This window comes from Streptomyces halobius (assembly GCF_023277745.1).
GTDB classification, from domain to species: domain Bacteria; phylum Actinomycetota; class Actinomycetes; order Streptomycetales; family Streptomycetaceae; genus Streptomyces; species Streptomyces halobius.
On sequence record NZ_CP086322.1, the window covers coordinates 8,753,291 to 8,776,942 of the forward strand.

Annotated in this window: 20 protein-coding genes and 1 pseudogene; 7 read left to right on the forward strand and 14 right to left on the reverse strand. The window is 68.9% G+C overall.

Annotated elements, in window-relative coordinates; translation table 11 throughout:
- Positions 1–175: 175 nt before the first annotated feature.
- Both K9S39_RS39745 and K9S39_RS39750 read right to left on the reverse strand, forming a co-directional pair.
- Positions 176–1,903: a hypothetical protein gene (locus K9S39_RS39745; RefSeq protein ID WP_248868143.1), complete on the reverse strand. Its 1,728-nt coding sequence runs from the start codon at positions 1,901–1,903 to the stop codon at positions 176–178.
- 76 nt (positions 1,904–1,979) lie between these two features.
- Positions 1,980–2,174 carry a hypothetical protein gene (locus K9S39_RS39750; RefSeq protein ID WP_248868144.1) on the reverse strand — a complete coding sequence of 65 codons (195 nt, stop codon included), beginning with the start codon at positions 2,172–2,174 and terminating at the stop codon, positions 1,980–1,982.
- 211 nt (positions 2,175–2,385) lie between these two features.
- Here K9S39_RS39750 and K9S39_RS39755 point away from each other — a divergent pair, with 211 nt between their 5' ends.
- Positions 2,386–2,808: a YchJ family protein gene (locus K9S39_RS39755; protein ID WP_248868145.1), complete on the forward strand. Its 423-nt coding sequence runs from the start codon at positions 2,386–2,388 to the stop codon at positions 2,806–2,808.
- Between the two features lie 20 nt (positions 2,809–2,828).
- Here the strand turns inward: K9S39_RS39755 and K9S39_RS39760 are convergent, their stop codons facing one another.
- Both K9S39_RS39760 and ku read right to left on the reverse strand, forming a co-directional pair.
- The gene (locus K9S39_RS39760; RefSeq protein WP_248868146.1) at positions 2,829–3,203 is read right to left on the reverse strand and encodes an RNA-binding S4 domain-containing protein; all 375 of its coding nucleotides are present in this window, start codon (positions 3,201–3,203) and stop codon (positions 2,829–2,831) included.
- Positions 3,204–3,239: 36 nt separating this feature from the next.
- A complete protein-coding gene (ku, locus tag K9S39_RS39765) occupies positions 3,240–4,400 on the reverse strand; it encodes a non-homologous end joining protein Ku (RefSeq protein ID WP_248868147.1) in 1,161 nt (386 codons plus the stop codon).
- A 42-nt stretch (positions 4,401–4,442) separates the two neighbouring features.
- Between ku and ligD the strand changes: the two genes are divergently transcribed.
- On the forward strand, positions 4,443–5,339 hold the full coding sequence (gene ligD, locus K9S39_RS39770) for a non-homologous end-joining DNA ligase (protein ID WP_248868148.1): 897 nt from the start codon (positions 4,443–4,445) through the stop codon (positions 5,337–5,339).
- A 163-nt stretch (positions 5,340–5,502) separates the two neighbouring features.
- A complete protein-coding gene (gene murJ / locus K9S39_RS39775; RefSeq protein WP_283113301.1) occupies positions 5,503–7,233 on the forward strand; it encodes a murein biosynthesis integral membrane protein MurJ in 1,731 nt (576 codons plus the stop codon).
- Positions 7,234–7,258: 25 nt separating this feature from the next.
- Here the strand turns inward: murJ and K9S39_RS39780 are convergent, their stop codons facing one another.
- Together K9S39_RS39780 and K9S39_RS39785 are read right to left on the reverse strand one after the other, a co-directional pair.
- Positions 7,259–7,705, reverse strand: a complete 447-nt coding sequence (locus tag K9S39_RS39780; protein WP_248868149.1) for a hypothetical protein — start codon at positions 7,703–7,705, stop codon at positions 7,259–7,261.
- A gap of 318 nt (positions 7,706–8,023) precedes the next feature.
- Positions 8,024–8,191, reverse strand: a pseudogene (locus K9S39_RS39785) (MFS transporter); the annotation flags it as partial.
- Between the two features lie 34 nt (positions 8,192–8,225).
- Between K9S39_RS39785 and K9S39_RS39790 the strand changes: the two are divergent.
- From K9S39_RS39790 to K9S39_RS39800, 3 genes are all read left to right on the forward strand, one after another.
- Complete coding sequence (locus K9S39_RS39790) at positions 8,226–8,546, forward strand: MFS transporter (RefSeq protein WP_406708101.1); 321 nt, start codon at positions 8,226–8,228, stop codon at positions 8,544–8,546.
- Positions 8,547–8,931: 385 nt separating this feature from the next.
- Positions 8,932–9,798 (forward strand): endonuclease I family protein, encoded by an 867-nt coding sequence (locus tag K9S39_RS39795; RefSeq protein ID WP_248868150.1) that lies wholly within the window; start codon positions 8,932–8,934, stop codon positions 9,796–9,798.
- A 364-nt stretch (positions 9,799–10,162) separates the two neighbouring features.
- Positions 10,163–10,366 carry a cold-shock protein gene (locus K9S39_RS39800; RefSeq protein WP_248868151.1) on the forward strand — a complete coding sequence of 68 codons (204 nt, stop codon included), beginning with the start codon at positions 10,163–10,165 and terminating at the stop codon, positions 10,364–10,366.
- Positions 10,367–10,627: 261 nt separating this feature from the next.
- Here K9S39_RS39800 and K9S39_RS39805 read toward each other — a convergent pair whose 3' ends face one another.
- Positions 10,628–10,822, reverse strand: coding sequence for an antitoxin (locus K9S39_RS39805; RefSeq protein WP_248868152.1), 195 nt, complete (start codon positions 10,820–10,822; stop codon positions 10,628–10,630).
- Between the two features lie 126 nt (positions 10,823–10,948).
- Entirely contained in the window at positions 10,949–11,974 is a 1,026-nt protein-coding gene (locus K9S39_RS39810) for an alpha/beta hydrolase (protein ID WP_248868153.1), read from the reverse strand.
- A gap of 311 nt (positions 11,975–12,285) precedes the next feature.
- Here K9S39_RS39810 and K9S39_RS39815 point away from each other — a divergent pair, with 311 nt between their 5' ends.
- A complete protein-coding gene (locus K9S39_RS39815) occupies positions 12,286–12,552 on the forward strand; it encodes a hypothetical protein (RefSeq protein ID WP_248868154.1) in 267 nt (88 codons plus the stop codon).
- Positions 12,553–12,671: 119 nt separating this feature from the next.
- Here the strand turns inward: K9S39_RS39815 and K9S39_RS39820 are convergent, their stop codons facing one another.
- The 6 genes from K9S39_RS39820 to K9S39_RS39845 form a co-directional block, all read right to left on the reverse strand.
- The gene (locus tag K9S39_RS39820) at positions 12,672–15,725 is read right to left on the reverse strand and encodes an alpha-mannosidase (protein WP_248868155.1); all 3,054 of its coding nucleotides are present in this window, start codon (positions 15,723–15,725) and stop codon (positions 12,672–12,674) included.
- Positions 15,726–16,081: 356 nt separating this feature from the next.
- Complete coding sequence (locus K9S39_RS39825) at positions 16,082–18,391, reverse strand: endo-beta-N-acetylglucosaminidase (protein WP_248869186.1); 2,310 nt, start codon at positions 18,389–18,391, stop codon at positions 16,082–16,084.
- Positions 18,392–18,745: 354 nt separating this feature from the next.
- Positions 18,746–19,990, reverse strand: a complete 1,245-nt coding sequence (locus K9S39_RS39830) for a glycoside hydrolase 5 family protein (protein ID WP_248868156.1) — start codon at positions 19,988–19,990, stop codon at positions 18,746–18,748.
- A gap of 142 nt (positions 19,991–20,132) precedes the next feature.
- Positions 20,133–20,993: a carbohydrate ABC transporter permease gene (locus tag K9S39_RS39835; protein ID WP_248868157.1), complete on the reverse strand. Its 861-nt coding sequence runs from the start codon at positions 20,991–20,993 to the stop codon at positions 20,133–20,135.
- Positions 20,990–22,000 carry a carbohydrate ABC transporter permease gene (locus tag K9S39_RS39840; RefSeq protein WP_406708102.1) on the reverse strand — a complete coding sequence of 337 codons (1,011 nt, stop codon included), beginning with the start codon at positions 21,998–22,000 and terminating at the stop codon, positions 20,990–20,992. The genes K9S39_RS39835 and K9S39_RS39840 overlap by 4 nt, the downstream gene beginning before the upstream one ends.
- A 35-nt stretch (positions 22,001–22,035) precedes the next feature.
- Positions 22,036–23,328, reverse strand: a complete 1,293-nt coding sequence (locus K9S39_RS39845; RefSeq protein WP_248868158.1) for an ABC transporter substrate-binding protein — start codon at positions 23,326–23,328, stop codon at positions 22,036–22,038.
- Positions 23,329–23,652 lie beyond the last annotated feature (324 nt).

A 23,652-nucleotide genomic window follows, 5' to 3' on the forward strand; every position in this document is an offset into this window, starting at 1 on the left:
CCCTGGTGGTTCATGTGCTGACGGGGTGACCGGCCTGAGGAGTTCAAGGCGGGTGGGTTCAGTTCCTGGTGGGCTCAACGTCCGGGCGGGCGCGAGTATGTCCTGACGCGAACTCAGATGTGCGTGCGCCAGGCCCGGGGCGACGGCTCACCAGCGGAACGGCGCCGCCCCGCCCTCACGAGCCGGGTGCCTCCGCCGTCCCGGTGGCCGCGAAGGGGTCAACGGTCCGGACGGTCGTCATCCGGGTCGTGGTGCCCATCGGCTCCGCGTCGGCCGGCGCCTCCCCGGCCGCGGCGGGCTCGGCGTCGGCCCCCGGACCCTCGGGCGGCAGCGTCTTGGCGGCCGCGGGCTGGACGACGGTCAGCGGCGAGAGGACGTCCAACGGCGTGGTGCGTGCCGCCTCACCGGCCGGAACCGTGTGCTCCGGCAGCAGCTCCAGGACGGCCCGCCGGTGGTCCTCGGGTGCGCAGTCGTCGAACGGATCGGGCGTGGCCGGTACCTGGAGCCGCACGACAGGGCCGGTGCCCAGCCGCACATAGCCGCGCCCCGGCGGCACCTGCGCCGTGGGCGTGGTGTGCGGCGGCGCCCCGAGCACCGCCCGCACCTCCTCCGGCGTGGCGGGGCCGAGGATCACCCGGGCCTTCGTGTGCGCCCGTACCGCGTCACCGAGCATCCCGGCGGTCTCGAACTGATCGGCCACGACCACCGTGACATTGGCCGCCCGGCCGTGCCGCAGCGGCACCTGGAGCAGCCGCTGCGGATCCGGCCGGCCCTCCGCGGCCGCGACATGGGCCAGCGCCGTCGGACGGTCCGCGAGGATCCACAGCGGCCGCAGCGTGTCCTCCGGCACGGGCCGGCCGAACTGCCGCGCCCGGTTCACCGCGATCAGCCGCCGCTCGGTCTCGTGTGCGGCCCAGTCCAGCGTCGCCAGCGCCCCCGACAGGGCGCTCTCCACCCCCATCACGCCACTGCGGCCGACCAGACAGGTGAACTCGCCGGTGCCGCCGCCGTCGATGATCAGCACATCGCCGTCGTCCAGCGCCTGCAGCGCGAGGGAGCGCAGCAGCGTCGTGGTCCCCGTCCCCGCCTGCCCCAGGGCGAGCAGATGCGGCTCGGTGGACCGGCTTCCGGTGCGCCACACCACGGGTGGCGCGTCCCGCGTCGCGTCGTCCCCGACGACGACCGGCAGGGTACGGCGGACGGAGTCCGGGTCGGTGAACCCGAGCACCGTCTCGCCCGGCGAGGTGATGAAGCGCTGCGCCGCGATATCGGTGGGCAGCGCGCCCAGAACGCTCAGTACCAGCTCATTGGCCTCCTCGTCCCAGGCGAAGTGGTACTCCCGGCCGCGGCCGCACTTGACGTGCAGCAGCTGCTCGATACGTGCCCGGGACCGGGGCTCGCCATCGGTGAAATAGGCCGGGTACTGCAGCCGCAGAAGCTCCAGCCGCCCGTCGTCGTCAAAGGCGTATTCGGTGAAGACCTGCTCCCAGTCGCCGCCATGGGCGTAGCGGGGACTGGGATCGCCATCGGCGGAGAAGTACGGCACCAGCGCCTCGTACAGCGACTGCAGCCGCCCGGTCTCCGCCTCGGCGGGCCCGGACTCCTCCGCCGGGGCCCGGTCCCGCCCCGCCCAGGCCGCCGCTCCCATCACCGAGATGAGCGCGAGCAGCGGCCCGTACGGGACCAGCGCCACGACCAGGACACATGAGGCGACGAAGAAGAACAGCGGACCACGGCGCTCCTTGGGCGTCTCGGACCAGCGCGCCCGGCCGACGGTGGCCAGCCGGCGCAGTCCACGGCTGATGATGATCAGCGGATGGAGTACATCGCGGGCGCCGTCGGCGGCGGTGCGCGCGATGGTCGCGCTGTCGGTCAGGATGCGGGGCAGGGGGCGCCGGGCCACATCTGTCTCCTGTCGCTGGTGCGGCGGTCGGGAACGGCTCGGCGGGGGAGACGAGCCGGGTCGTCAGGAGGGCGGCCTAAATCTTCAGCCCTCCAAGGAGGTTGGCCAGGCTCGCGCCGCCGGCCTTGATGCTGGGCGCGATGGCGGAGCCGGCCAGATAGAAACCGAAGAGCGCGCAGACCAGGGCGTGGGACACCTTGAGGCCGTCTTTTCGGAAGAACAGGAAGACGATGACGCCGAGCAGGATGACGCCGGAAACGGACAGAATCATGGGTTCTCTCCTGGGTGTGGGGACGGTCACCATGAGCTCTTCCAGCCTCACCGTAAGTATCAAGCCGTCAAAAGATGCAAATGGGCGATTTATCGTTGAAATCCCTCAGACGGTGGTGGTCCGTGGGGGTGCCCTTTCCCGCTCGCGCCGCGCGCCTCGCAGCCCGCGCCCGCCGGTCCGGAAACATCGTCCGATCCGGCAGAATCATCGGGTGTCGAAGAACGAACCCCGCCGCCCGGCCGCCATCGCTCCCGCCTCGCCCTGCCCCTGCGGACGCGACGCGACCTACCGCGACTGCTGCGCCCCCTTCCACCAGGGACGTGCCACCGCCCCGACCGCCGAGCGGCTGATGCGCTCGCGCTACAGCGCCTTCGCCGTCGGTGACGCCGCGTATCTGCTGCGTACCTGGCATCCGACGACCCGGCCCGACGCACTCGAATTCGAGCGGGGGCAGCGGTGGACCGGGCTGGAAATCCTCGGCACGACCGGGGGCAGCGCTTTCCACACCGAGGGCACCGTGGAATTCCGCGCGCACTACACACTGCGCGGACACACCGACAGCCGGTACGAGAACAGCCGCTTCGTCCGCGAGGTGGGCCAGTGGATGTATCTGGACGCGCTGCCGGAGGCGTAGCGCCGCCGTACCGCCGATGCTCAGCGGCCGCGCAGCTGCTCGATCTCGCGGCGGTCGCGCTTGGTGGGACGGCCGGCGCCGCGGTCACGCACGGCGACGACCGGGACCTCCTCACGCGGCGGGGCCGGCGGGCTGTTGTCGACATAGCACTCGACCGCTATGGGCGCGCCCACCCGCTTGCGCAGCAGCCGCTTGACGACCACGATCCGCTGCCGGCCGGCGTGCCGCAGCCGCACCTCGTCGCCGACGCGCACACCATGGGCCGGCTTCACGCGTTCGCCGTTGACGCGGACGTGCCCCGCGCGGCAGGCCGTGGCCGCCGTCGAACGCGTCTTGGTGAGCCGTACGGACCAGATCCAGCTGTCGATGCGGGTGGTCCCCTCGTCTGAAGCCATGCCACGACTCTAGGGCGCGAGGGGCGGGCGCGGGTGCTAGGCGGGGGACTTCTTGCTGGTCTTCTTCGCGGCGGTCTTTTTCGCGGTGGTCCTGGTGTTGGATCCGGCACTGCTCTTGGCGGTGCTTGAGGCACTCGTCGACGTGCTCTTCGCGGTCGTGGCAGCGGTCTTCTTCTGAGCCGGCTTCTTCTGAGCCGTCTTCTTCTCGGCAGCTTTATCGGTGGGCTTCCGGGCAGCGAACTGCTTCTCGGTTGTCTTCTTCCCGGCCGTCTTCTTTGCCGGGGCGGTTTTCGCCGCCGCAGTCTCAGCCGCTGCAGTCTTCGCCGTCGTGGTCTTCTTCGTACCTGCCGCGCTCCGCTTCGCCGGCTTCCGCCCCCGTAGCGACGTGACGGTCGCCGACTCCGCGCCCGCCTCGGGCTCGGCCCCCTGCGCCGCCCGCACACTCTTCTCCAGCGCGGCCGTCAGATCGATGACCTGCGCCCCGGGCGACGCGCTTGTTTCGGCGGCGACCGGCTCCTCGCCCTCCAGCTTCGCGGCGACCAGCTGCTCGACGGCCTCGCGGTAGTCGTCGTGGAGTTCCGTAGGATCCAGCTCGCCCAGAGAGTCCATCAGCGTCTCCGCGAGCTTGAGCTCGTTCTCGCGGAGCTTGACATTCTCGGGCGCCACACCGGACGCGGGCCGGACCTGGTCCGGCCAGAGCAGTGTGTGCATCACGATCGCCCCGTCGTGCGCGCGCAGCATCGCCAGCGTCTCCCGGCCGCGCATGGCCACCTTGCCGATCGCGACCTTCTGGTGATGTTCGAGCGCCTCCCGCAGCACCGCATACGGCTTCGCGGCGGAGAGGCCGTTGGGGCCCAGGTAGTAAGCCTTGTCCAGCTGGAGCGGATCGATCTCGGCGGCGTCGACGAACGAGAGGATCGCCAGCGTCTTCGCGGTCGGCATCGGCAGCCGCGACAGATCGTCGTCGGTGATCCGTACGACGGCCTCCCCGTCCGGTGTCAGATAGCCCTTTCCGACCTCCTCGTTCGGCACTTCCTCCCCGTCCAGCTCACAGACCTTCCGGTACTGGATCTGCGCGCCGTCCTTCTCATGGATGCGGACGAACGAGACCGACGAGGTGCGGTCGGTGGCGGTGTAGGTCTTCACGGGGATGGTGACCAGGCCGAAGGAGATGGACCCATTCCAAATAGATCGCATGTTTTATCCCTTGTGTGGGATTCTGTGTGGGATTCTCATCGTATGTCGCCGATCACCGTCGTGGAGGGGCGACGCCTCCCGCTGAGCAACCTGGACAAGGTCATCTATCCCGAGACCGGCACCACCAAGGGCGAGGTGCTGCACTACTGCACCATCACCGCCGATGTACTCCTCGCCCACCTCCACGACCGGCCGCTTTCCTTTCTGCGCTACCCCGACGGTCCCGACGGCCAGCGCTTCTTCACCAAGAACGTGCCGCCCGGCACACCCTCCTGGGTACAGACCTGCGAGGTGCCCCATACGAGCGGCGAAGCCACCCGGCAGGTCCTCATCCAGGACCTGCCCTCGCTGGTCTGGGCCGCGAACCTGGTCGTCGAGCTGCACGCCCCGCAATGGACCAGGGACGCCCCCGGCTCCGCCGACCGCCTCGTCTTCGACCTCGACCCCGGCGCACCGGCCACGATCGTGGAGTGCTGCACCGCCGCCCGTTGGCTGCGCGACCGGCTGGCCGCCGACGGCCTCCATGCCTACGCCAAGACCAGCGGCTCCAAGGGCCTGCACCTCATCGTGCCCATCGAGCACACCCCCTCGGAACGGGCCACCGCCTACGCCAGAGCCCTCGCCGTCGAGGCCCGGGCCGCGCTCCCCGACCTCGTCGTGCACCGGATGACAAAAGCTCTGCGCCCCGGCAGGATCTTCATCGACTTCTCCCAGAACGCCGCCGCCAAGACGACCGCCGTCGCCTACACCCTGCGCGCCCGCGCCACCCCCACCGTGTCCACGCCCGTCACCTGGGACGAGATCGCCGCGTGCACCGCACCGGAGCAACTCTCCTTTCTCTTCGGCGATATCGCGGCCCGCCGCGAACACCACGGCGATCTGCTCGCCCCGCTCCTCGACCCCGACCGCGCCGCGCCGCTTCCGAAGGCCCCGTGGTGAAGCCCCGTCGCGGTCGTGAAGTCCCCGTCGTGAAGTCCCCGTCGTGAGGGATGCGTCGTGGGGGATACGTCGTCGTCACGGGCTACATCGTCGGGATACGCCGTCGTGACCGGATACGTCATCGTGCCGGAGCCCGTCCGCCGCTCGGCATAGATTGACCACCATGATCGATGGGACATCGGACGACACCCTGCAGCTGCGCCCGGCGGACCGGCGGATATCCGGCGGCGTCCCCACCCCAGGGGAGCGGAGAGACACCGGCGGCCAGGGCCCCAAGGGCGGCCTGGCGCGCTCGTCGCTGCTGATGGCGGCGGGGACCGTGGTCTCCCGGGCGACCGGGCTGATCCGGCAGGTCCTGCAGGCCGGCGCGCTGGGCACCGGCCTGCTCGCCAGTACGTACAACATCGCCAACGTCGTCCCGATGAGCATCTACACCCTGCTCATCGGCGGCGCCCTCAACTCGGTACTGGTACCGCAGCTGGTACGCGCCAGGGCCGAGCACGCCGACGGCGGCCGCGCCTACGAACAGCGCCTGGTCACCCTCGTCCTGACCGTGCTCGCGGCCGGCACCGCGCTCGCCGTGTGGGCCGCGCCGCAGATCGTCTCGATCTACACACCCGATACGCCCAAGACCCACGCCGCCTTCGAACTCACCGTGGTCTTCGCCCGTTTCCTCCTCCCGCAGATCTTCTTCTACGGCCTGTTCTTCATCCTCGGCCAAGTCCTCAACGCCCGCAGCAGGTTCGGCGCGATGATGTGGACGCCCGTCCTCAACAACATCGTCCTGATCTCGATGTTCGGCATCTACATCGGTGTCATGGCCGGCTCCGACCGCGTCGAGGACATCACCCCCGCCCAGATCGACCTCCTGGGCTACGCCACCACCGGAGGCATCGCCCTCCAGGGCCTGGCACTGATCCCGTTCGTCCGCGCCGCGGGCTTCCGCTTCCGGCCGCGCTTCGACTGGCGCGGCACCGGCCTGCGCAAAAGCATCGTGGCCGCCCGCTGGACGCTGCTCTTCGTGCTCGCCAACCTGGCCGCGATGACCGTTGTCACGCGTTACGCCGATGCCGCCGACCACCAACTCCCCACCGCGGGCGTCGGATACAGCGTCTATTCCTACACGCAGACCATCTGGATGCTGCCGCAGGCGATCGTCACCGTCTCACTCGTCACGGCGCTGCTGCCGAGGATGAGCCGCGCGGTCACCGAACACCGCCTGGACGACCTGCGCGGCGACCTCTCCCGCGCTCTGCGCATCAGCGGCGTCATCATCGTCCCGGCCGCCTTCTTCTTCCTCGCCTTCGGCCCGCAGACCGCACAACTGCTGTTCGCCCACGGCGCGGTGGACGCCGCCTCGGCCGTTCCCGCAGGGCACATGCTGCAGGCCTTCGGCCTCGGGCTGATCCCGTACTCCGCCCAATACCTGCTGCTGCGCGGCTTCTACGCCTTCGAGGACACCCGCACACCGTTCTGGATGGCCGTCTGGATCAGCGCCGTCAATATCGCCCTGGCCACCGCCTGCCATCTGTGGCTGCCGGCCCGCTGGTCGGTCACCGGCATGGCCCTCGCGTACACCGCCGCGTACGGCATCGGGCTGGTCGTCACCGCGCTGCTGCTGCGCCGACGGCTCGACGGCCGGCTCGACGGACGGCGGCTGTTGTGCACCTACGGCAAGCTGACCGCGTCCGCCGCCGCTGCCGGAGCGCTCGGCTGGCTCGCGGCGCGCTCCTGCTCCCGTGTGCCCGTCTCAGAGGGGTGGACGCCGGTCCTGACACTGGCCGCCGGTACGGCCACGATGGCCCTGATCTTCCTGGGCCTGGCGCGCGTCTTGAGGATCGGGGAACTGTGGAGCCTGCCCGGCCTGCGCTTCGGGCGGACGGCGGGAGCGTGACGACAGGGCCCGGGCCGGACGGGGGTTATGACGCCCCCTCAGCGGCGGTCCCGATCCAGCCGATGACGGCGGCGACCGTAGCGTCGTCCAGCCGTGCAAGCGCCCGTACGGCGGCCGCGTCCCCGGCTGCCGGAGCGACACCTGCCTTGGTGAGTGCGGCCTGAAGGTCGAGTCGCCGGCGGTCGGCCGTCGCCACGGAGGACCGCAGCCGGTCCTCGGGACGCGAGAGAGGGGGCAGCCGCTCGTCGTGGTACGGGGGCTGGAGTTGAGGTCCCTGCGGATCCGTGAGGCTCTGCGGGGGCGGGACCCGGTGGCCGGCCGCCGCCACGGGGAACGGGAGCCGGTCCTCGGGGCGCGGCGGCGGACAGAGCCGGTCCTCCGGGCGCGGGGGCGGGAGGCGGACATCCGGGAACGTGGGCGGCGGGAGCTGCTCCGCCGTGTCCACCAGGGGCTGCTCGCAGTACAGCGACATCGAGGGCCTCCATGGCTGTGCTCGGGAAAGGGTGTCTGCCCTGTGGAAGCCGTGCCGCCGGGGTTCGGTTGCGTGGCCTGCGGGGTTTCACCCGATGGGAGCACCGGTGCCCGGCTCTGGCCGCGGTGGCCGGGTCTGCGACCTGCCCGGTGCCTCCGCCGAGCTGCGGTGCTCGGGGGGCGGCGGTACGTTCCACGCGGCAGTTTTGTACTGATCGATTCGATACGGGTAGTGTCCTCGCCGGGGTTCCCGCCCGGCCCCCCGACACGGGCGCGCGATGCCTCGCCCCGCCCGCGCTCACCCCTGACGTTCAGGGGCCAGTGCGAATCCGACGAGGAAGAAGACGTTCAAGGCCAGGCCGGCCAGCTGGACGCCAACGGTGTGCCGGTCGGCCAGCCGTCCGACGACGGTGTTGCCCACGACGGTCGCGGCACTGTAGGCGATGAGGAGCAGCGGAACGGTCCCGGCACCAAATCCGGTGACCTCGTTCGCGCACCTCCCCGTACCGGCCGTGGTGCTGATGACGGGCATCGGACTCGTCGGCGTCACGATGAATCCGGCGATGGCGATCCGCGTCCAACGCACCAGAAACGCAAGGCCGTTGGTGAATACCGTCCATTCGTCCTTCATCACCCTCGGCATCATCATCAGCTCTTCGGCCGGCGGTCTGGCCATCGACTCCTACGGACTACGGGCCCCGCTGTGGCTCGGTGCCTTCCTCGCCCTGGCAGGGCTCGCCACCCTCGTCCCCGACCTCCGCCGCCGCTCCGCGAAAACCCCCGAGCCCGTACCCGCCGCCCCGGCTGCAGAACCGAGAGAGATGTGCGCGGCCCGCTCATGACGAAGGATCGGCCCGGCACCGTCTCCAAGGCGGCGCGGGCCGATCTCGTCCCTCCGACAGAATCCCGGGTTGGGTATTTTGAACTGAGTCTCCCTCATAATTATGCTTCTGCCATTACATCACCATCTATTCCTAAATGATGATGCGGATTGTTATTGACTAATCCTGGAACAGGTGAAATATCTCGACAATTGGCGGCAAGAGGAAGAGGATTTAAGGGGGCGCTGTGGTCGCCGCCGGCTGGACATATAACCCTCTCCTGGCGTTCACGCTGTGGTGATTGATGCGATGGAAAGCTGCCTGCGGTTGTACACCCAACGGCCGGCGCCGGCCGTGCCCCACGTTTCGCGGACCGGTGCCACATTTCGGGGAGAGGACACCGTCCGTGGACAACACCCGCGTGACCCGTCGTGGCCGCATCGCACTGACCGTGGCCGCCGGAACCGTACTCGTGGCGGTCGCCGCACAGATACCGGCCACCGCTACGGCGGGACCGGCCGACCACACCAGATCCGGTGCCACGACCGTCGCCCAGCGCTCGTCCGTATCCGTCGGCGCGTATGACGACTCGTACTACGAAGACGCCGTAGGAAAGACCGGCCAGGCCCTCAAGGAATCGCTCCACCGGATCATCAGCAGCACGCAGACCGGAAAACTGGCGTATGACCAGGTCTGGGACGCCCTCAAGGACACCGACGAAGACCCTGAGAACAGCGCGAATGTGATGCTGCTGTACTCCGGCAGCTCTCGGAGCGAGAACTCCAACGGCGGCGACCCGGACGACTGGAACCGTGAGCATGTGTGGGCGAAATCCCACGGTGATTTCGGTACGGCCACCGGACCCGGAACCGACATCCACCATCTGCGTCCGGCGGATGTGACCGTCAACAGCGCGCGCGGCAACAAGGACTTCGACAAGGGCGGTTGGGAGGTCGGCGAGGCACCGGGCAATTACACCGACGATGATTCCTTCGAGCCGCGCGACGCGGACAAGGGCGATGTCGCCCGCATGATCCTCTACATGGCCGTCCGCTACGACGGCGACGACGGATTCCCCGACCTGGAGCCCAACGACAGCGTCGGCAACAGTTCCCGGCCCAGGATCGGCCGGATCTCCGTCCTGGAGCAGTGGCACCGGGAAGACCCGCCGGACGCCTTTGAACAACGCCGCAACCAGGTGATATTCGACAAGTACCAGCACAACCGGAACCCGTTCATCGATCACCCCGTGTGGGTCGACGAGATCTGGTAACCGCGCGACGGATCGGGTGGTGGCTGCAGATCGGATCCGGAGCGCCGCCGTCGGCACCGTGCGGCGGCGCTCCCCGCGCATACAGGAGCGATTATCGCCGTGCATTCCCCCGATCGGTCGTGAGTCCGTTGGTTCGATATGCCCTTGTCGGTGAAGGGGTGACGCGTATGCCACGGTTGTCGTGACTGTCGGGCGTTGCTCGGTGTAGCGTCCTGATCAGCTGTCGTGGTTCCGAAGTGCCGGGCGCCCGTGTCGCGTTCACGGGCGTTCTTGGTGTTTGGCGCGTCTCCGGACCAGGGCGATCACCTCCGGGTTCCGCAGGGTGCGGAAGCCGATTCGAGCCCATTGAACGAAGGAAACAGGTATGGCTTCCGGCACGGTGAAGTGGTTCAACTCGGAAAAGGGATTCGGTTTCATCGCGCAGGACGGCGGCGGCGCCGACGTTTTCGCGCACTACTCGAACATTGACGCCCAGGGGTTCCGCGAGCTGCAGGAAGGCCAGAAGGTGACCTTCGAGATCACCCAGGGCCACAAGGGCCCCCAGGCCGAGCAGATTCGCCTGGCGTAAACACAGGCCGCGCGCGACGGCGGCCGCTCCCGGGCCGGGGGTGGGCGCCGTCGCGCGCGGGGGAGGAGGATCACCCGATCGGCGGTGAGGCGGTCCGCCGGTTCAGGAGACCCCTCGCCGGTCACTCGGGACGAGGAATATCGCTGGCTTCGCGGCATTCGTTCCCCGGGGGTGTACTTATTCCCCGAGAGGAAATGCTTTCCGCTGATATTCCTGGGCGGACCAGGGGAGCCGCCGCGCTACGGCGCGGCTCCCCTGGGGTCAGTCCTGCGGCGGCTGATCCTTTTCCTGCCCCCCGCCGTACTGCTCCCTGAGCTTGTCCTGGGCTGTGTCGACCTGGCCCTGGAACTTGCCCTGGGGCTTTTCGTCGACCATGTCGCCGGCCTTCTCGATGCCCTTGTCGGCCTTAGCCTCGTGGCCTTTCAGCATGCTCTTGAGCTTGTCCATCATGGACATGAGCGATCCTCCTTGACGCATTCCGCTACCAGTCCAGCATCACCCCCAGCCGGGCGATCTGCATCTTCGCGCAGGGACACCCATCGGGACGCCGCGCACCTGCGGGTGTCACAGAGGATCCCGCACTCAAGAACCGCTGGGGACCGGGGCCTTGAGATGATCGCTGATGAATTTGATGGAGCTGGCTTCCATGCCCTTTTGGTAATCCCAGGCGTTGTGCCGGCCGCCGGGGATCATCTGCAATGCGGTGTGGATCGGGCCCGTGCCGTAGGTCTGCCGGAACCGGTTTATCTGGGAGGTGACGGCAGCCGGTTCTCTGGTGCCGGCCTGGAAGGCGAGGTAGACGTCCGGGCCGCCCTTCCGCAGCAGGCGCCGGGCCAGCTTCTCCGGGTTGTTGGCGTCCTTTTCCGCCTGGTGTCCCGCCCACAGCGGCGAGTCCGGCACGATGTCCGGACCGCTGGCGATCGCCGCCTTGAACTTCTCCGGGAACTTCAGCACCGACTTGAGTCCCACGAAGCCGCCCGAGGACGACCCCATGAAGGCCCAGCCGTCACGGGACTTGAACGTCCGGAAGTTGGCCTTCGTGAGGTTGACGACGTCCTCCGTCAGCCAGGTCCCCATCTTCTGCTGACCGGGGATATCACTGCCGTCGTGGTACGTGGTATCCGGGTTGAGCATCGGCATCACGACGATGAACGGGAGGCTCTTGCCTTCCTCGGTCCAGTCGGTGAGGTTCTCCTGCAGCCCGATGTCGCCGCCCACCCAGTAATTCGTGACGCCGCCCTCTTCCTTCGGGCTGCCCAGGCCGCCCGGCAGCGCTATCAGCACCGGAAATCCGCTCTCGGCGTATTTCGGGTCCGTGTATTCCTTCGGCGCCCAGACCCACACGCTTCCGGTGACTCCGGACTTCGCGCCCTTCAGGGTCGTCCGGCCGATGTGGGTGCCGTCGTCCAGTGTCCGGGTGATTCGGAAGTCGCTCTTGGGGCCGGTCGGCATCAGGGTGTCGCTGTCCGCCGGTTTGCCCTGCGCGGAGGCGTCGGCTTTGCCGCCGGCATTGAAGTCGATCGGCTTTCCGGTGTCCGAGCAGCCGGTGAGAAATGCGGAGGAAGCGACGAGCACGGCGGCGAGCGCGACGACGTAGGGGTGTTTCAACGGGGACTCCGCAGGCTGGTGATCATGTGCAAGTACACCTAAAGAGGGAAAACCCGCGACGGAGGTTCCGCTGCCGGGAGCCGGGCCATGGCGAGGCCACGGCGTACCCGTTCGGGTGGCAGGGCACGCCTGATCGTGCCGTGTGGCCTGCCCAGTCGTGGCGCGGGACAGGCCGGATCGGGTGGCGGCGGGCGCCCGGTCGTGACGGCCCGGGACACCCGATCGGCCCAACGCTTCCCGGGATGTTCCGCCCGCGCGGTGGTCCGTTCGCTCGACGGGCAGGGCGCCGCCATCCGGCCGAGAATGCAGCGGTGAGCGATGAACAGCACAGTGCCGATGACACCGCGCCCCGCCCCATGTCGGCCAAGGAGGAACGACGGCTCGCCAGGCGGGCGCTGGCCGACCGGGCGCGGGACGCAACCGACCTCTCCCTGCTGATGGACATGCTGGACCTGGAACCCCGCCACGACGCCCGCTATGAAGCGGCCCGCGGCCATGACCCACCCCACGGCCACGAAGCACGGCGCGGCCACGGTGGGATACGCGGGTCACGACACCGGGGGAAGCGCCGACCGTGAACCGGGGAGGGCCGCGGTGCCCGCAGCCGCGCCGCGACCCGTAAGCGGTGCCGGTCTCCCTGGCCGTCCGCTGGACCGAGCGGGCCTCGCCAGCCATCCGCCGAACCATGTCCGCCTCCCTACCAGCCGTCCGCCCGTGCCCCCGCTGCCGTCAACCGCAAGGTGACGATCTGGAACGGGCGGAGCGCCATCCGCACCGCGTTCCCCTCCCGCTCGATGGCCGGGCCGTCGTCCGTCGGCCGTTCGAGAAGGTCGGTGGTGACGGCGTCGGCCAGGTCGAAACCCGTGGTCAGGGTCGTCCTGGCCCGACCTCCGTACGCTTCGTGGAGGCGCACGACCACATCGCCGCTCGCATCGTCTGCGAGCTTGACCGCGGTGACGACCGTCGCGTCATTGTCGACCGTGACCAGGGGCGCCACCGGACCGGCACCGGTGATCCGGCGTTCGGGGAGGTTGATGCGGTGCCCTTCGCGTACCGCATCGCCGACCGCCGCGCCCGGCACGAGCGCGTACCGGAAACGATGCAGACCCTGGTCGGTCTCGGGATCCGGGAAGCGCGGGGCGCGCAGGAGGGAGAGCCGCACGGTCGTGGTGGTGCCGTGATCGCCGTCCTCCCGGACGGTGCGGGTGACGTCATGGCCGTAGGTCGCGTCATTGACCAGCGCGACGCCCCATCCCGGCTCCTTGACCTGCACGAAGCGGTGCGCGCATGCCTCGAACTTGGCGGCCTCCCAGCTGGTGTTGGTGTGCGTGGGCCGGTACAGATGTCCGAACTGGGTTTCCGCGGCATAGCGTTCGGCATGGACGTCCAGGGGGAACGCGGCCTTGAGGAATTTCTCCGTCTCGTGCCATTCGACCTCGGTGTCGATATCCAGGCGCCGCTGCCCGCGCGGCAGTGTCAGCGTCTGCACCACATGAGAATCACCGAAGGAACGGGAGACGTGCACCGTCGCGGCGTCCTGTGACACCTCGCCGAGCGCCACCTCGTCCGCCTCCGTCAGATCGGTGACGACATGGCGGTAAAAGGAGTCCACATCCCAGGCGTCCCACTGGTTCGGGAAATCCGGGTGAATCTGCAGGAGATTCGCGGCCTGGCCCGGCGCGACGGTCTCGCGTTCGGCCGCGATGTCGTATACGGAAACGATCAGGCCGCGCTCATCGATTCCGATACGCAACAGGCCGTTGCCGAGCACGAACCCGCCGCCGGCGCGGGCCTCGGCGCGTACCGCGTCTCCGCCGGCCACCGCCGGCGCGATGGCCCCGGCGGCGACCCCGCCGCGCGAGTGCGGTGCCGAATTCACCACCAGGCCATTGCCCCCGGTGCCGACCAGCGCGGCGAGCGCGGCCGCGATCATCCCTTCGAGTTCGGCGGCGACCTCGGCGTACGTCCTCTCCGCCTCGCGGTGCACCCAGGCGATGGACGAGCCGGGCAGGATGTCATGGAACTGGTGCAGCAGTACGGTTTTCCAAATGCGGTCCAACTCGGAGTAGGGGTAGGGGTGTTGCGCTGACACGGCCGCAGTCGCCGACCACAGTTCGGCCTCCCGCAGCAGCTGTTCACTGCGTCGGTTGCCGCGCTTGGTCCGCGCCTGGCTGGTGAGGGTCGCGCGGTGCAGTTCCAGATACAACTCACCCACCCACACAGGCGCTTGGGGGTATTCCGCCTCCGCCTTCGCGAAGAAATCGGCGGGCTTCTCCCACTCCACCACCGGTGAGCCATCCAGATCGCGCAGCCTTCGGGCCTTGGCTATCATCTCGCGGGTCGTACCACCGCCGCCGTCACCCCAACCGGTGGGCGCCAGCGACTGCCGCGCCACCCCCTTGTCCTTGAAATTCCTCGCCGCATGGGCGACTTCACCGCCGGACATCTGACAGTTATAGGAGTCCACCGGCGGAAAGTGAGTGAAAATCCGGGTGCCGTCGATGCCCTCCCAGCGGAACGTGTGATGCGGAAAGGTGTTGACCCGGCTCCAGGAGATCTTCTGCGTCAGCAGCCATTTCGACCCCGCCGCCTTGATGAGCTGCGGCAGTCCCGCAGCAAACCCAAAGGTATCCGGCAGCCACACCTCCTCGTTGTCGACCCCGAATTCCTCCATGAAGAACCGTTTTCCGTGGACGAACTGACGGGCCATCGCCTCCGAACCGGGCATATTGGTGTCCGACTCCACCCACATACCGCCCGCCGGTACGAACCGGCCGTCGGCCACCGCCTGCTTGACCTTGGCGTAGACCTCGGGCCGGTGCTCCTTGATCCACGCGTACTGCTGCGCCTGCGACATGGCGTAGACGAACTCCGGATGGTCCTGCAGCAAGGCCGTCATGTTCGATGTCGTCCGGGCCACCTTGCGGACGGTCTCACGCAGTGGCCACAGCCACGCCGAATCGATGTGCGCATGCCCCACCGCGCTGATCCGGTGCGCGGACGCTCCCGCAGGCGCCGTCAGTACCTCCCGCAACTGCGAACGCGCCGCGCCCGCCGAACCGTTGACGTCCTGCAGATCGACCGCGTCCAGCGCCCGGCCCACCGCCCGCAGCACCTCCCAGCGCCGCGGGCTGTCCACCGCCAGCTCCGCCATCAGCTCGCCCAGCACCTCCAGGTCCTGGACCAGCTCCCACACCGTCGTGTCGAACACCGCCAGATCCATCCGCGCCAGCCGGTACAGCGGCTCGCCGCCCGCCGTCTCCCGGTCGCCCAACCGGGTGGGCTGGAAGGGCGGTACGCCGAGGATGACGGGATTGGACGCGGCCTCCAGATGCCATGCGACGCGCTCGCCGCCCTGGACCGGCGTGCCCACCCGCACCCACTGGTTCCGCGGATTGATGGCCTTCACCGGACTGCCGTCGGGCGTGTAGACGAGCGCTTCGCACTGGAAGCCCGGCATCCGCTCGTCGAACCCGAGGTCGAGCACCGCCTCCACGGTGCGACCGGCCCAGCTCACCGGCACCTCACCCTGAACCGTGAACCAGGTCGTCCCCCAGGGCGCGCCCCACATCTCACCCACGGTCACGGGCGTATGCGAGGCGGACAGTCCCTCGGCGACGGGAACGGGCTCGCCGGGCGCGACCCATGCCGCGACCTCCAGGGGAACCGATTCCGGATACAGGGCGGGCCGGATGCGCTCGTCCAGCACACGCTTGAGCCGGGCTTCGACCAGTGCGCGATCGTCATGCATGGGAGGTGACTCCGTGGGTTGGGGAGGGCGTGGTGTTGTCCTCGGTTGGGGAGGGTTTTGTGGTCATCGGGAGGGGGTTGGGAGGGGCGCGTGGCTTTCGGCGAAGGGGTGTGGGCGAAGGGGTGTCGGAGGGGCGCGAAGTGCTCGTCCAACGGGTGCGATGGAGTAGTTGCCGTCCAACGGGTACGACGGTGCGAGGAACTCATCACGCTCCGTAATCGTTGCCGGAAAGAGGAGGCGGCGCGCGAGGCTCCCGACCGGGCCCGGAGCTCACCCAGGCGCCACCCGGTCCCGAACTCGCCGCCCGCCCCTCTGCGCCACCCGATACCGCAGGGCTGTCGAGGCCCCTGCAGCGGCTACCAAGGGGCCGGGGCCTGCGGCGCCCACCAAGGGTGTTGGGCCCCGGCCGGCTCCGAGAAAGTGAACAGCTCACCCACGGAGCGGACTTCAAGCAGCACGGCCCGCTCGCCCTGCTCACGGCGCAGACCGGGGACGTAGAACGCCGTACCGCACGTACCGCCCAGGAATCGCCGCGTCCCGTCGGGGAGCCGGCGGTGCAGCTCGTAGTGGCGTACCGGGCCGGTGGCGGGCTGCCAGCGCAGCCGCAGCGCCGTGGTCCCGTCCGCCGTGGCGGCGTCGGTGACCGTGAGCGCCCTGGGAGCACCCGGCTGCCCGGTGCCCTCGCGGACGGCCAGGGCACCCAGCCGCCATGCCACCGGCGCGCTCCCGCGGCCGGTCAGCCGTACGCCCAGCGTGTGCACGGTGCCGGCCCCGAGGGAGGCGAGCCGCACGGAGACGGTGCGCCAGCCGCCGCCCGGCTCGATGGTTCCGGCGGGCAGATACGCGTACGGGGCGGGCGCACCGGGCGCCGGCGGTTCCTGGAGCGCCACGGCCACTTCGACGGCCACCGGGCCCGATTGGACGGTCAGCGGGCCTGGTTCGGGGGTCACCGGGCCTGATTCGAGGGTCGCCGGGCCTGGTTCGGGGGGCACCGGGCCCGGTGCTGCGTCTGCCCGGTGGCCTGCCTCGCTCGGCCGGTGGCTCTCCCCGCTCGCGCGGAGGTCTGCCTCGTCCGGCCGGTGGTCCGCCCCGCTCGGCCGGTGGTCCGCCTCGCTCGGCCGGTGGGTGATGTCGGCACCCGTATGGTGGGCGTTGGCGTCGGAATCCGTGCGGTAGGTGATATCGACCACCGTGGCTGCGCCGGTCGGGAGCCGGGTGGGGAACAGGTCGACGGTGACGGGGGCATCCAGTGCGCCGTGCACCAGGAGGCTGCTGCCGCCGCGCCAGGCATTGGCGAAATCTACGAAAATATCCGGACGTTTTCCCTTTGTTCGGATTGACCAGCGCCGGGGTGGCAGGTGGTCCTGCAGGCCGAGATGGTTCCACGGTGTGTCCGACGTGACCGCGCCGTCCTCGTACCAGCGCAGGCCGTGGCCGGTGTTGAAGGTGGTCGCGAACGGCAGCGAGGAGATCGTCGAACGGTCGGCCACGGCGGCGGCCGGCGCCCGCCAGCCGCTGCCGGTGCCACTGGGCCGGGCCGGATCGACCACCTTGGTCGGATCGAGTCCCTCGCCGGACCAGAAGCGGTCGTCCGCGGCGTGGAACTGGCCAGGAGTACGCCCCTCCGGGAGGTGGTGGAGGGTCCACTCGGGACGGTAGAAGCCGTAGGAGACCACATGATCGCGGTCGCTGGGGATGATCGCGTCCCAGTCCGTTTCGGTGTCCCAGCCCGCCGATTCGACATCGACCCCGGCCCACAACTCGTAGCGTCTGCGGCCCAGTTGGCCGGCCAGCTCGCCGGAGTCCGCGAGCCGTCGGGCCGTCCAGCGGAAGTCCACGAAGAGGGAATCGGCCACCGGGCCCGCGTCGTCCTGGAAGAACGGCTGATTGAGCTCGTTGAGCGCGCCCTGCCAGCCGACCCGACCGCTCACATTCAACGCGTCGTACCAGGTGATGCGCAGCCCGCGACGAGATCCCGCGGCCCGCAGCGCGCGCAGGAACGCCTGCATGTCCGCGGCAAGCGCGGCATCCCCGCCGTCGGTCTCGGCGTTGATGAACCAACCGTCGAAGCCGTACGCGGTCGCGACCTGCACCAGCTTCGCGGCCAGCGGGAAGCGCCCCGCCGCGTCCTTCTGCACCAGGTCGCGGGTCCAGCGCAGATCCCCGCCGAAGGGGACCGGTGGGAGGAAGACGGTGCCCAGTACGGGGACGCCGTTGCGGTGCGCGGCGTCGACGACCGGCGCGTTCGGCGCCAGCACCAGCCCCTCGCCGGAAGACCCGCCCCAGAAGACCAGCTCGTCGATGTAGGCCCAGTGTGTCGGCGCGTAGTAGTCCGCGATGGCCGAACCCTGCGACGGATTGCCCGCGGTGTGGGCGAAGGCCGCGAGCGCGCTGATCCGGGCCTGGCCGGAGCGGGCCGTGCGGTTCGCCGGGACGGGCGTGAACCGCTTGGCGAGTGGCACCGTCGCGGTGTTGAACGGCAGATCCCGGTCGCCCTCCGGTGTCCATTCTGCCAGGCTCCGCCAGGTGATGCCGGGGCCGGGCGTGCCCGACGGGAGCGAGTCGGGGAACCAGTAGGAGGCGCAGGGCTGGAGGGGTGAGGCGGTCCGGGGGCGGCCGGCTGTCGTATCGGGCCGCGGCCCGGGGCGGCCGGCGGCCAGCGCCATGCCGCTTCCGAGGGAGGGGCCGAACAGGGCGGCCGCGGCGCCTGCCCCGGCCAGTACCGCTCGGCGGCGGGACAACGAGAAGGGGGGTAGGCGCCTGGGCTGGGATGGGTTGGTGGGTATCGGGCGCGCGGGCGGGCGCCTGGGCTGGGATGGGTTGGTGGGTGTGGGGTGCGCGGGTGCGCGCCTGGGCTGGGGCGAGGTGGCTGCTGCTGGTTGCGCTTCAGGGGGCATGGGGAGGTCCTCCGGTGGGGGCGGCGGGCGGACGGACGGCCAGGAGCTGCCAGGAGACGGAGCAGGGCCGGAAAGCGGGCCTCTTCCGGTCAGTCGGCTCCTAGTCGGCCTCCTTCGGAGTGGTCAGGCCTGATGGGCCTCTTCCGGTGTGCAGACTTCGGTGATGCCACGCGACGTCAAATGTGCGTCATCCGATGCCAGTTCGGCCAGTACGAAAGTCGGCCGGACGTCCTGGGCGGTGAGCTCGGTCCATGCCTCGAAGACGGGGCCTCCCGGTGCGCACACCGAGCGGCGCGGCGCGTCCTCGGACCCGCCGGCGTCGACGACCAGTGCGGTGCTGCGTACCGCAGGCCGGTGTTCGCGGCCGCGCCACTCCTTGGCCAGTGCGGCGATGGCCCGGCCCGCGGGCTTGACCGTACGGTCGTTGCCCAACAGGCCCAAGCCGTATTCCAGCTCCGGGAAGTCCGCAAGCGACCGCGCCACGTCATGCGAGCACCACCAGGTGACGCCCCAAAGGTCAGGACAGTCAAGGGCGTTGGTGATGGTGGCCTCGGTGAAGTGTGCCGCTCGGTCCGCCGGGATGTGCGGGGCGGGAGCGCCGACCTCCTGGAGCCATACCGAGCGGTGCGGGTCGACGGCCCATGCCTTGGTCAGCTCGATCAGATACTCGGCATGGTGCTCGGTGGCGATGCCGGTCGGCCCGTGCCGCTGCGCGGTGCCGTTGAACACCCAGGAGTGCACGGCCGTCACGGCGCCGAGCCGGGCGGCCTGGGCGGGGGTGAACGGATGGCCGTCGCGGTACCAGGTGACGTCGTATTCGGCATGCAGATGCGTCCGGCCCGGCGCGCCACGCTCGCAGGCCGCGAGCATCCGCTCCAGCCAGGCAGCGGCCTGTGCGCCGGTGATGCGGTCGGGATCCGGGTGCGGCCCGTCGGAGAACTGGTTGATCTCGTTGCCGAGCGTCATCCCGAGGAAGTGGGGCCGGTCGGCCAGCGCGGCCGCCAGCGTCCGCAGATATTCCTCCTGGCCCGCGAGCACATCGGGGTCGGTGAAGATATTCCGGCGGTGCCAGGTCTGCGTCCAGGCGGGCAGGAAGTCGAAACTCGACAGATGGCCCTGCAGTCCGTCGACGGTGACGTCGAGACCGCGCTCGGCGGCGGCGTCCGCCAGCTGTACCAGCTGCTCCACGGCGCGGGGCCGGATCAGGGTGCGATTGGGCTGGAAGAGCGGCCAGAGCGGGAAGACCCGGATGTGATCCAGGCCGAGGCCGGCGATGGAGTCGAGGTCGGCGCGTACGGCGTCCAGATCGAAGTCGAGCCAGTGGTGGAACCAGCCTTGGGTGGGGGTGTAGTTGGCGCCGAATCGCATGGGACTCCTGTGGGTACGGGGGCGGGGATGTGGGCTGGTTTTGTGGGCCGACGGGGCATACGGCTGGTTTTTGTGAGGCGGCGGGGACACGGGCCGTTTGCGGGCGGCGGGGATACGGCCGGTTTCGCGGGCCGGTCCGGGCTCAGCCCTTGACGGCGCCCTCACCGACGCCGCGGAAGAAGTAACGCTGCAGACAGGCGAAGAGCGCGATCAGCGGCAGCACGGCGATGACGGTGCCTGCCGCAACCAGCCGCTGGTTGTCCGCGAAGGTGCCGTGCAGGAAGTTCAGCCCGATCGTCAGGGTGAATTTCGACTGGTCGCTCAGCACGATCAACGGCCACAGGAAGTCGTCCCAGGCACCCATGAACGCGAAGATCGCGACAACGGCGAGGGTGCCCTTGACCGACGGCAGCGCGATCCGTACGAACCGCTGCCAGGCGTTGGCGCCGTCGACGAACGCGGCCTGCTCGATCTCGTACGGCACCCCGGCGAAGGCGTTGCGCATCAGCATCACATTCATCGCGCCGATACAGGCGGGCAGCAGCACCCCGATCAGGGTGTTGTTGAGCTGCAGTTCCCGCATCGTCACAAACTGGGCGATCATGATGCTCTCGACCGGGACCAGCATCGCCATGACGAAGACGACGAGCGCGGTCTTACGGCCCGTGAAGCGCATACGGGCCAGGGCGTAGCCCGCCAGCGCGGCGCCCACGCAGTTGGTGAGCACGTTCGCGGCGGCGACCTTGAGGGAGTTCAGTGCGAAGTCCCAGACCGGGATGATCTCCGCGACGTCTGCGTAGTTGCCGAAGGTGAGGTGACGGGGGATCAGGCTCGGTGGATAGCGGTAGATGTCCTCGCCGGCACCTTTGAGGGAGGTGGACAGCTGCCACAGGAAGGGGCCGATTGTCACTGCTAGCACAGCGAGCAGCAGCAGATATCGGAGCAGCAGTCGCCATCGGGGCATCCGCCGTTCCCTGCGCTCCTGCTTGACCTCCCCTCTCATGCCTCGTCCTCCTTCTTCCGGTTGGCGCGCAGCACCAGCAGCATCAGTCCGAGCGTGATGACGAAGACGACGACGGACAGCGCCGAGGCATAGCCGACCCGCCCGCTGAGGCCCGTACCGACCTGCTGGACCAGCATCACCAGCGTGGTGTCCTCGCCCCCGGGGCCGCCGGTCGGACCGGCCATCAGATAGACCTCGGAGAACACCTTGAACGCGCTGACCGAGGAGAGCGCGGCCACCAGCACCATCGTGGAGCGCACCGCCGGCACGGTGACGGTCAGAAAGCGGCGCACCGCCCCCGCCCCGTCCACCGCGCACGCCTCATGCAGCTCCCGGGGGACGTTGGCCAGCGCCGCCAGATAAATGATCATGTAGTAGCCGAGGCCCTTCCAGACCGTCACCGCCATCGCGCTGAGCAGCAGCAGCCAGGGATCGCTGAGAAAACCCACCGTGCCGACGCCCACGGCCTCCAGCAGCGCATTGATCAGTCCCCGGTCGTCCAGCAGCCACACCCAGATGAGCCCCACCACGACCACGGAGGCGACCACCGGGGTGTAGAACGCGGCCCGGAAGAAGGCGATCCCGGGGAGGTGCCGCTGTACGAGGATGGCCAGCAGCAGCGGCAGAATCACCAGCGGCGGTACGACCCCCAGGACATACAGCAGGCTGTTGCGCAGCCCCGTCCAGAACATCGCGTCATGGACCAGCTCCTGGTAGTTGGTGCCGCCGACGAACTGCCCTTCGGTGAGGGTGCGGGCGTCGGTGAAGGAGTTCACCACGGTGCTCAGGAACGGATAGAGGCTGAACCCGCCGACGATCAGCAGACCGGGAGCCAGGAAGAGCCAGGGGCTGGACGGTAGATGCGTGCGGATTCCTGGGGCCGCGCGGGCCCGTCGCCTGACTGGTTCAGACGGAGGAGAGGCGGTACCGGCGGGTACCGGGGCATCCGTGTGCTCGGGCCGGGGCGCTCCGGGAGACACCCCGCTCCGCGATGTCGTATCGGACATCAAGATGTGCTTCGCCTTCAGCATGTGCCCCGGCCTCAGCCCGTCTTGAGCAGGCGGTTGCACTCGGCGACCGCCCCGTCCAGCGCCGCCTTGGGCGACTGCTCGCCCTGTAGGGCCTTGGCGACGGCATTCCGCAGCACGGTCTTCATCTGGTCGCTGAGCAGCACCGGTGTGTAATTCACCGCGTTCTTGAGGGACTTGGCAGATGCCACCCGTACTCGTGTCGCGTCGGTGCCGTCCTCCTCGGTGAAGTACGGATCGTCCAGCGAGCCCTTGGTACTCGGGAAGATGGTGACCTGCTTGGCGAAGGCCATCTGGTTCTTCTTGTTGGTGACGAAGTGCGCGAACGCGACGGCCGCCGGCTTGACGTTGCTCTGTGCGTTCACCATCAGGCCCTGGACGTACATATTGGCCCTGCCGGTGTTGTTGACCGTGTCCGTGATGCCGATGTTCTTGTAGAGGCTCGGCGCCTCCTTCTTGAACGTCTCAAGGTCAAGCGCGCTGCCCGGGTTCATGGCCACCGACTGCTGCTGGAACTTACGTCCGGAGGACTCGGCCTTCGCCGTGAGCGCCTGCGAGTCCAGTGCCCCGGCGGCGTACAGCTCCTTGTAATGCCGGAGCAGTTCGACGCCCTTGGGCTCGTTGAACGTGAACTCCGTGCCCCGTGCGTTCATCAGCCGCACGCCATAGCGCCCGAAGTCCTCGATGGACGGGGTGCTCGCCAGCATCGCTATCTTCCGGTCGCTCTTCCTCGCCATCGACACGGCGTCCTTGAAGAGCTGGTCGTAGGTGGTCGGCGGCTTCTCCGGATCGAGGCCGGCCTTCCTGAAGAGGTGCTTGTTGTAGAACATCGGCCCGGTGTTCAGATACCAGGGAAAGGCATAGACGCCCGGCATCCCGGGCATCTGATTGCTCTGCCATGCCTCGTCGAGATATTCCTCGCGGTATTTCCCCGCGGCCTTTTCCAGGTCCAGTGCCATCCCGGCCTTGGCCAGCGGATAGACAAGATCCGGCGACGCATTCACGACATCGGGGAGCGTTCCGCCGGCGGCATCGGAGCTGAGCTTTTCCGGATATCCCTCGGCGGGCTGGTCCACCCACTTGATCTTGGCGTCCGGATGCTTCTCCTCGAAGTCCGCGATAATGCCCTCGAAGTAGTCCTTGAAATGTGCCCTGAGGTTCCAGGTCTGGAAGGTCACCTCGCCCTCGACCTTCCCCGACGCGCTGTCGGCCCCGCCGGAGCCGTCCGCGGCCCCGCACGCGGTGAGGGTGAGTAATGAGGTGACCAGGGCCGCGGTGGCGGTGGCTGCTCTGCGGGACATACGCATGGCCGACGGGCTCCTTCGCTCGTACCAGAAACATGTGGAAAGGGTTTATGGCAGCCGATGGGTCGGTGATGATGTGCTGTCGGTGGATGGTGATGCAGTGCCAGTGACTCTCGAAGTGACATGGCGAAGTGATATGGAGCGACCATCTGCTCCAAGCAAGCTCTAGAACTGAGAACTGAGAACTGAGAACTGAGCTATCTTCTCGGACTGGTCCATCCGGACTGCTGAAACCGCTCGGACTGAGATATCCGCTCTGCTTGATCTGACGATCCAGGCCCTCGGTGACGATGCGGCAGACTACTAATGCGCTTTAGCGAGTGTCAA

Bases quoted from the DNA above. Each gene is read 5' to 3' on its own strand.
- K9S39_RS39750 (WP_248868144.1), bottom strand. From the start codon at position 2,174: ATGATTCTGTCCGTTTCCGGCGTCATCCTGCTCGGCGTCATCGTCTTC.
- K9S39_RS39760 (WP_248868146.1), bottom strand. From the start codon at position 3,203: ATGGCTTCAGACGAGGGGACCACCCGCATCGACAGCTGGATCTGGTCC.
- ku (WP_248868147.1), bottom strand. From the start codon at position 4,400: ATGCGATCTATTTGGAATGGGTCCATCTCCTTCGGCCTGGTCACCATC.
- ligD (WP_248868148.1), top strand. From the start codon at position 4,443: ATGTCGCCGATCACCGTCGTGGAGGGGCGACGCCTCCCGCTGAGCAAC.
- murJ (WP_283113301.1), top strand. From the start codon at position 5,503: ATGATCGATGGGACATCGGACGACACCCTGCAGCTGCGCCCGGCGGAC.
- K9S39_RS39780 (WP_248868149.1), bottom strand. From the start codon at position 7,705: ATGTCGCTGTACTGCGAGCAGCCCCTGGTGGACACGGCGGAGCAGCTC.
- K9S39_RS39790 (WP_406708101.1), top strand. From the start codon at position 8,226: ATGACGGGCATCGGACTCGTCGGCGTCACGATGAATCCGGCGATGGCG.
- K9S39_RS39800 (WP_248868151.1), top strand. From the start codon at position 10,163: ATGGCTTCCGGCACGGTGAAGTGGTTCAACTCGGAAAAGGGATTCGGT.
- K9S39_RS39805 (WP_248868152.1), bottom strand. From the start codon at position 10,822: ATGTCCATGATGGACAAGCTCAAGAGCATGCTGAAAGGCCACGAGGCT.
- K9S39_RS39820 (WP_248868155.1), bottom strand. From the start codon at position 15,725: ATGCATGACGATCGCGCACTGGTCGAAGCCCGGCTCAAGCGTGTGCTG.
- K9S39_RS39825 (WP_248869186.1), bottom strand. From the start codon at position 18,391: ATGGCGCTGGCCGCCGGCCGCCCCGGGCCGCGGCCCGATACGACAGCC.
- K9S39_RS39830 (WP_248868156.1), bottom strand. From the start codon at position 19,990: ATGCGATTCGGCGCCAACTACACCCCCACCCAAGGCTGGTTCCACCAC.
- K9S39_RS39835 (WP_248868157.1), bottom strand. From the start codon at position 20,993: ATGAGAGGGGAGGTCAAGCAGGAGCGCAGGGAACGGCGGATGCCCCGA.
- K9S39_RS39840 (WP_406708102.1), bottom strand. From the start codon at position 22,000: ATGTCCGATACGACATCGCGGAGCGGGGTGTCTCCCGGAGCGCCCCGG.
- K9S39_RS39845 (WP_248868158.1), bottom strand. From the start codon at position 23,328: ATGCGTATGTCCCGCAGAGCAGCCACCGCCACCGCGGCCCTGGTCACC.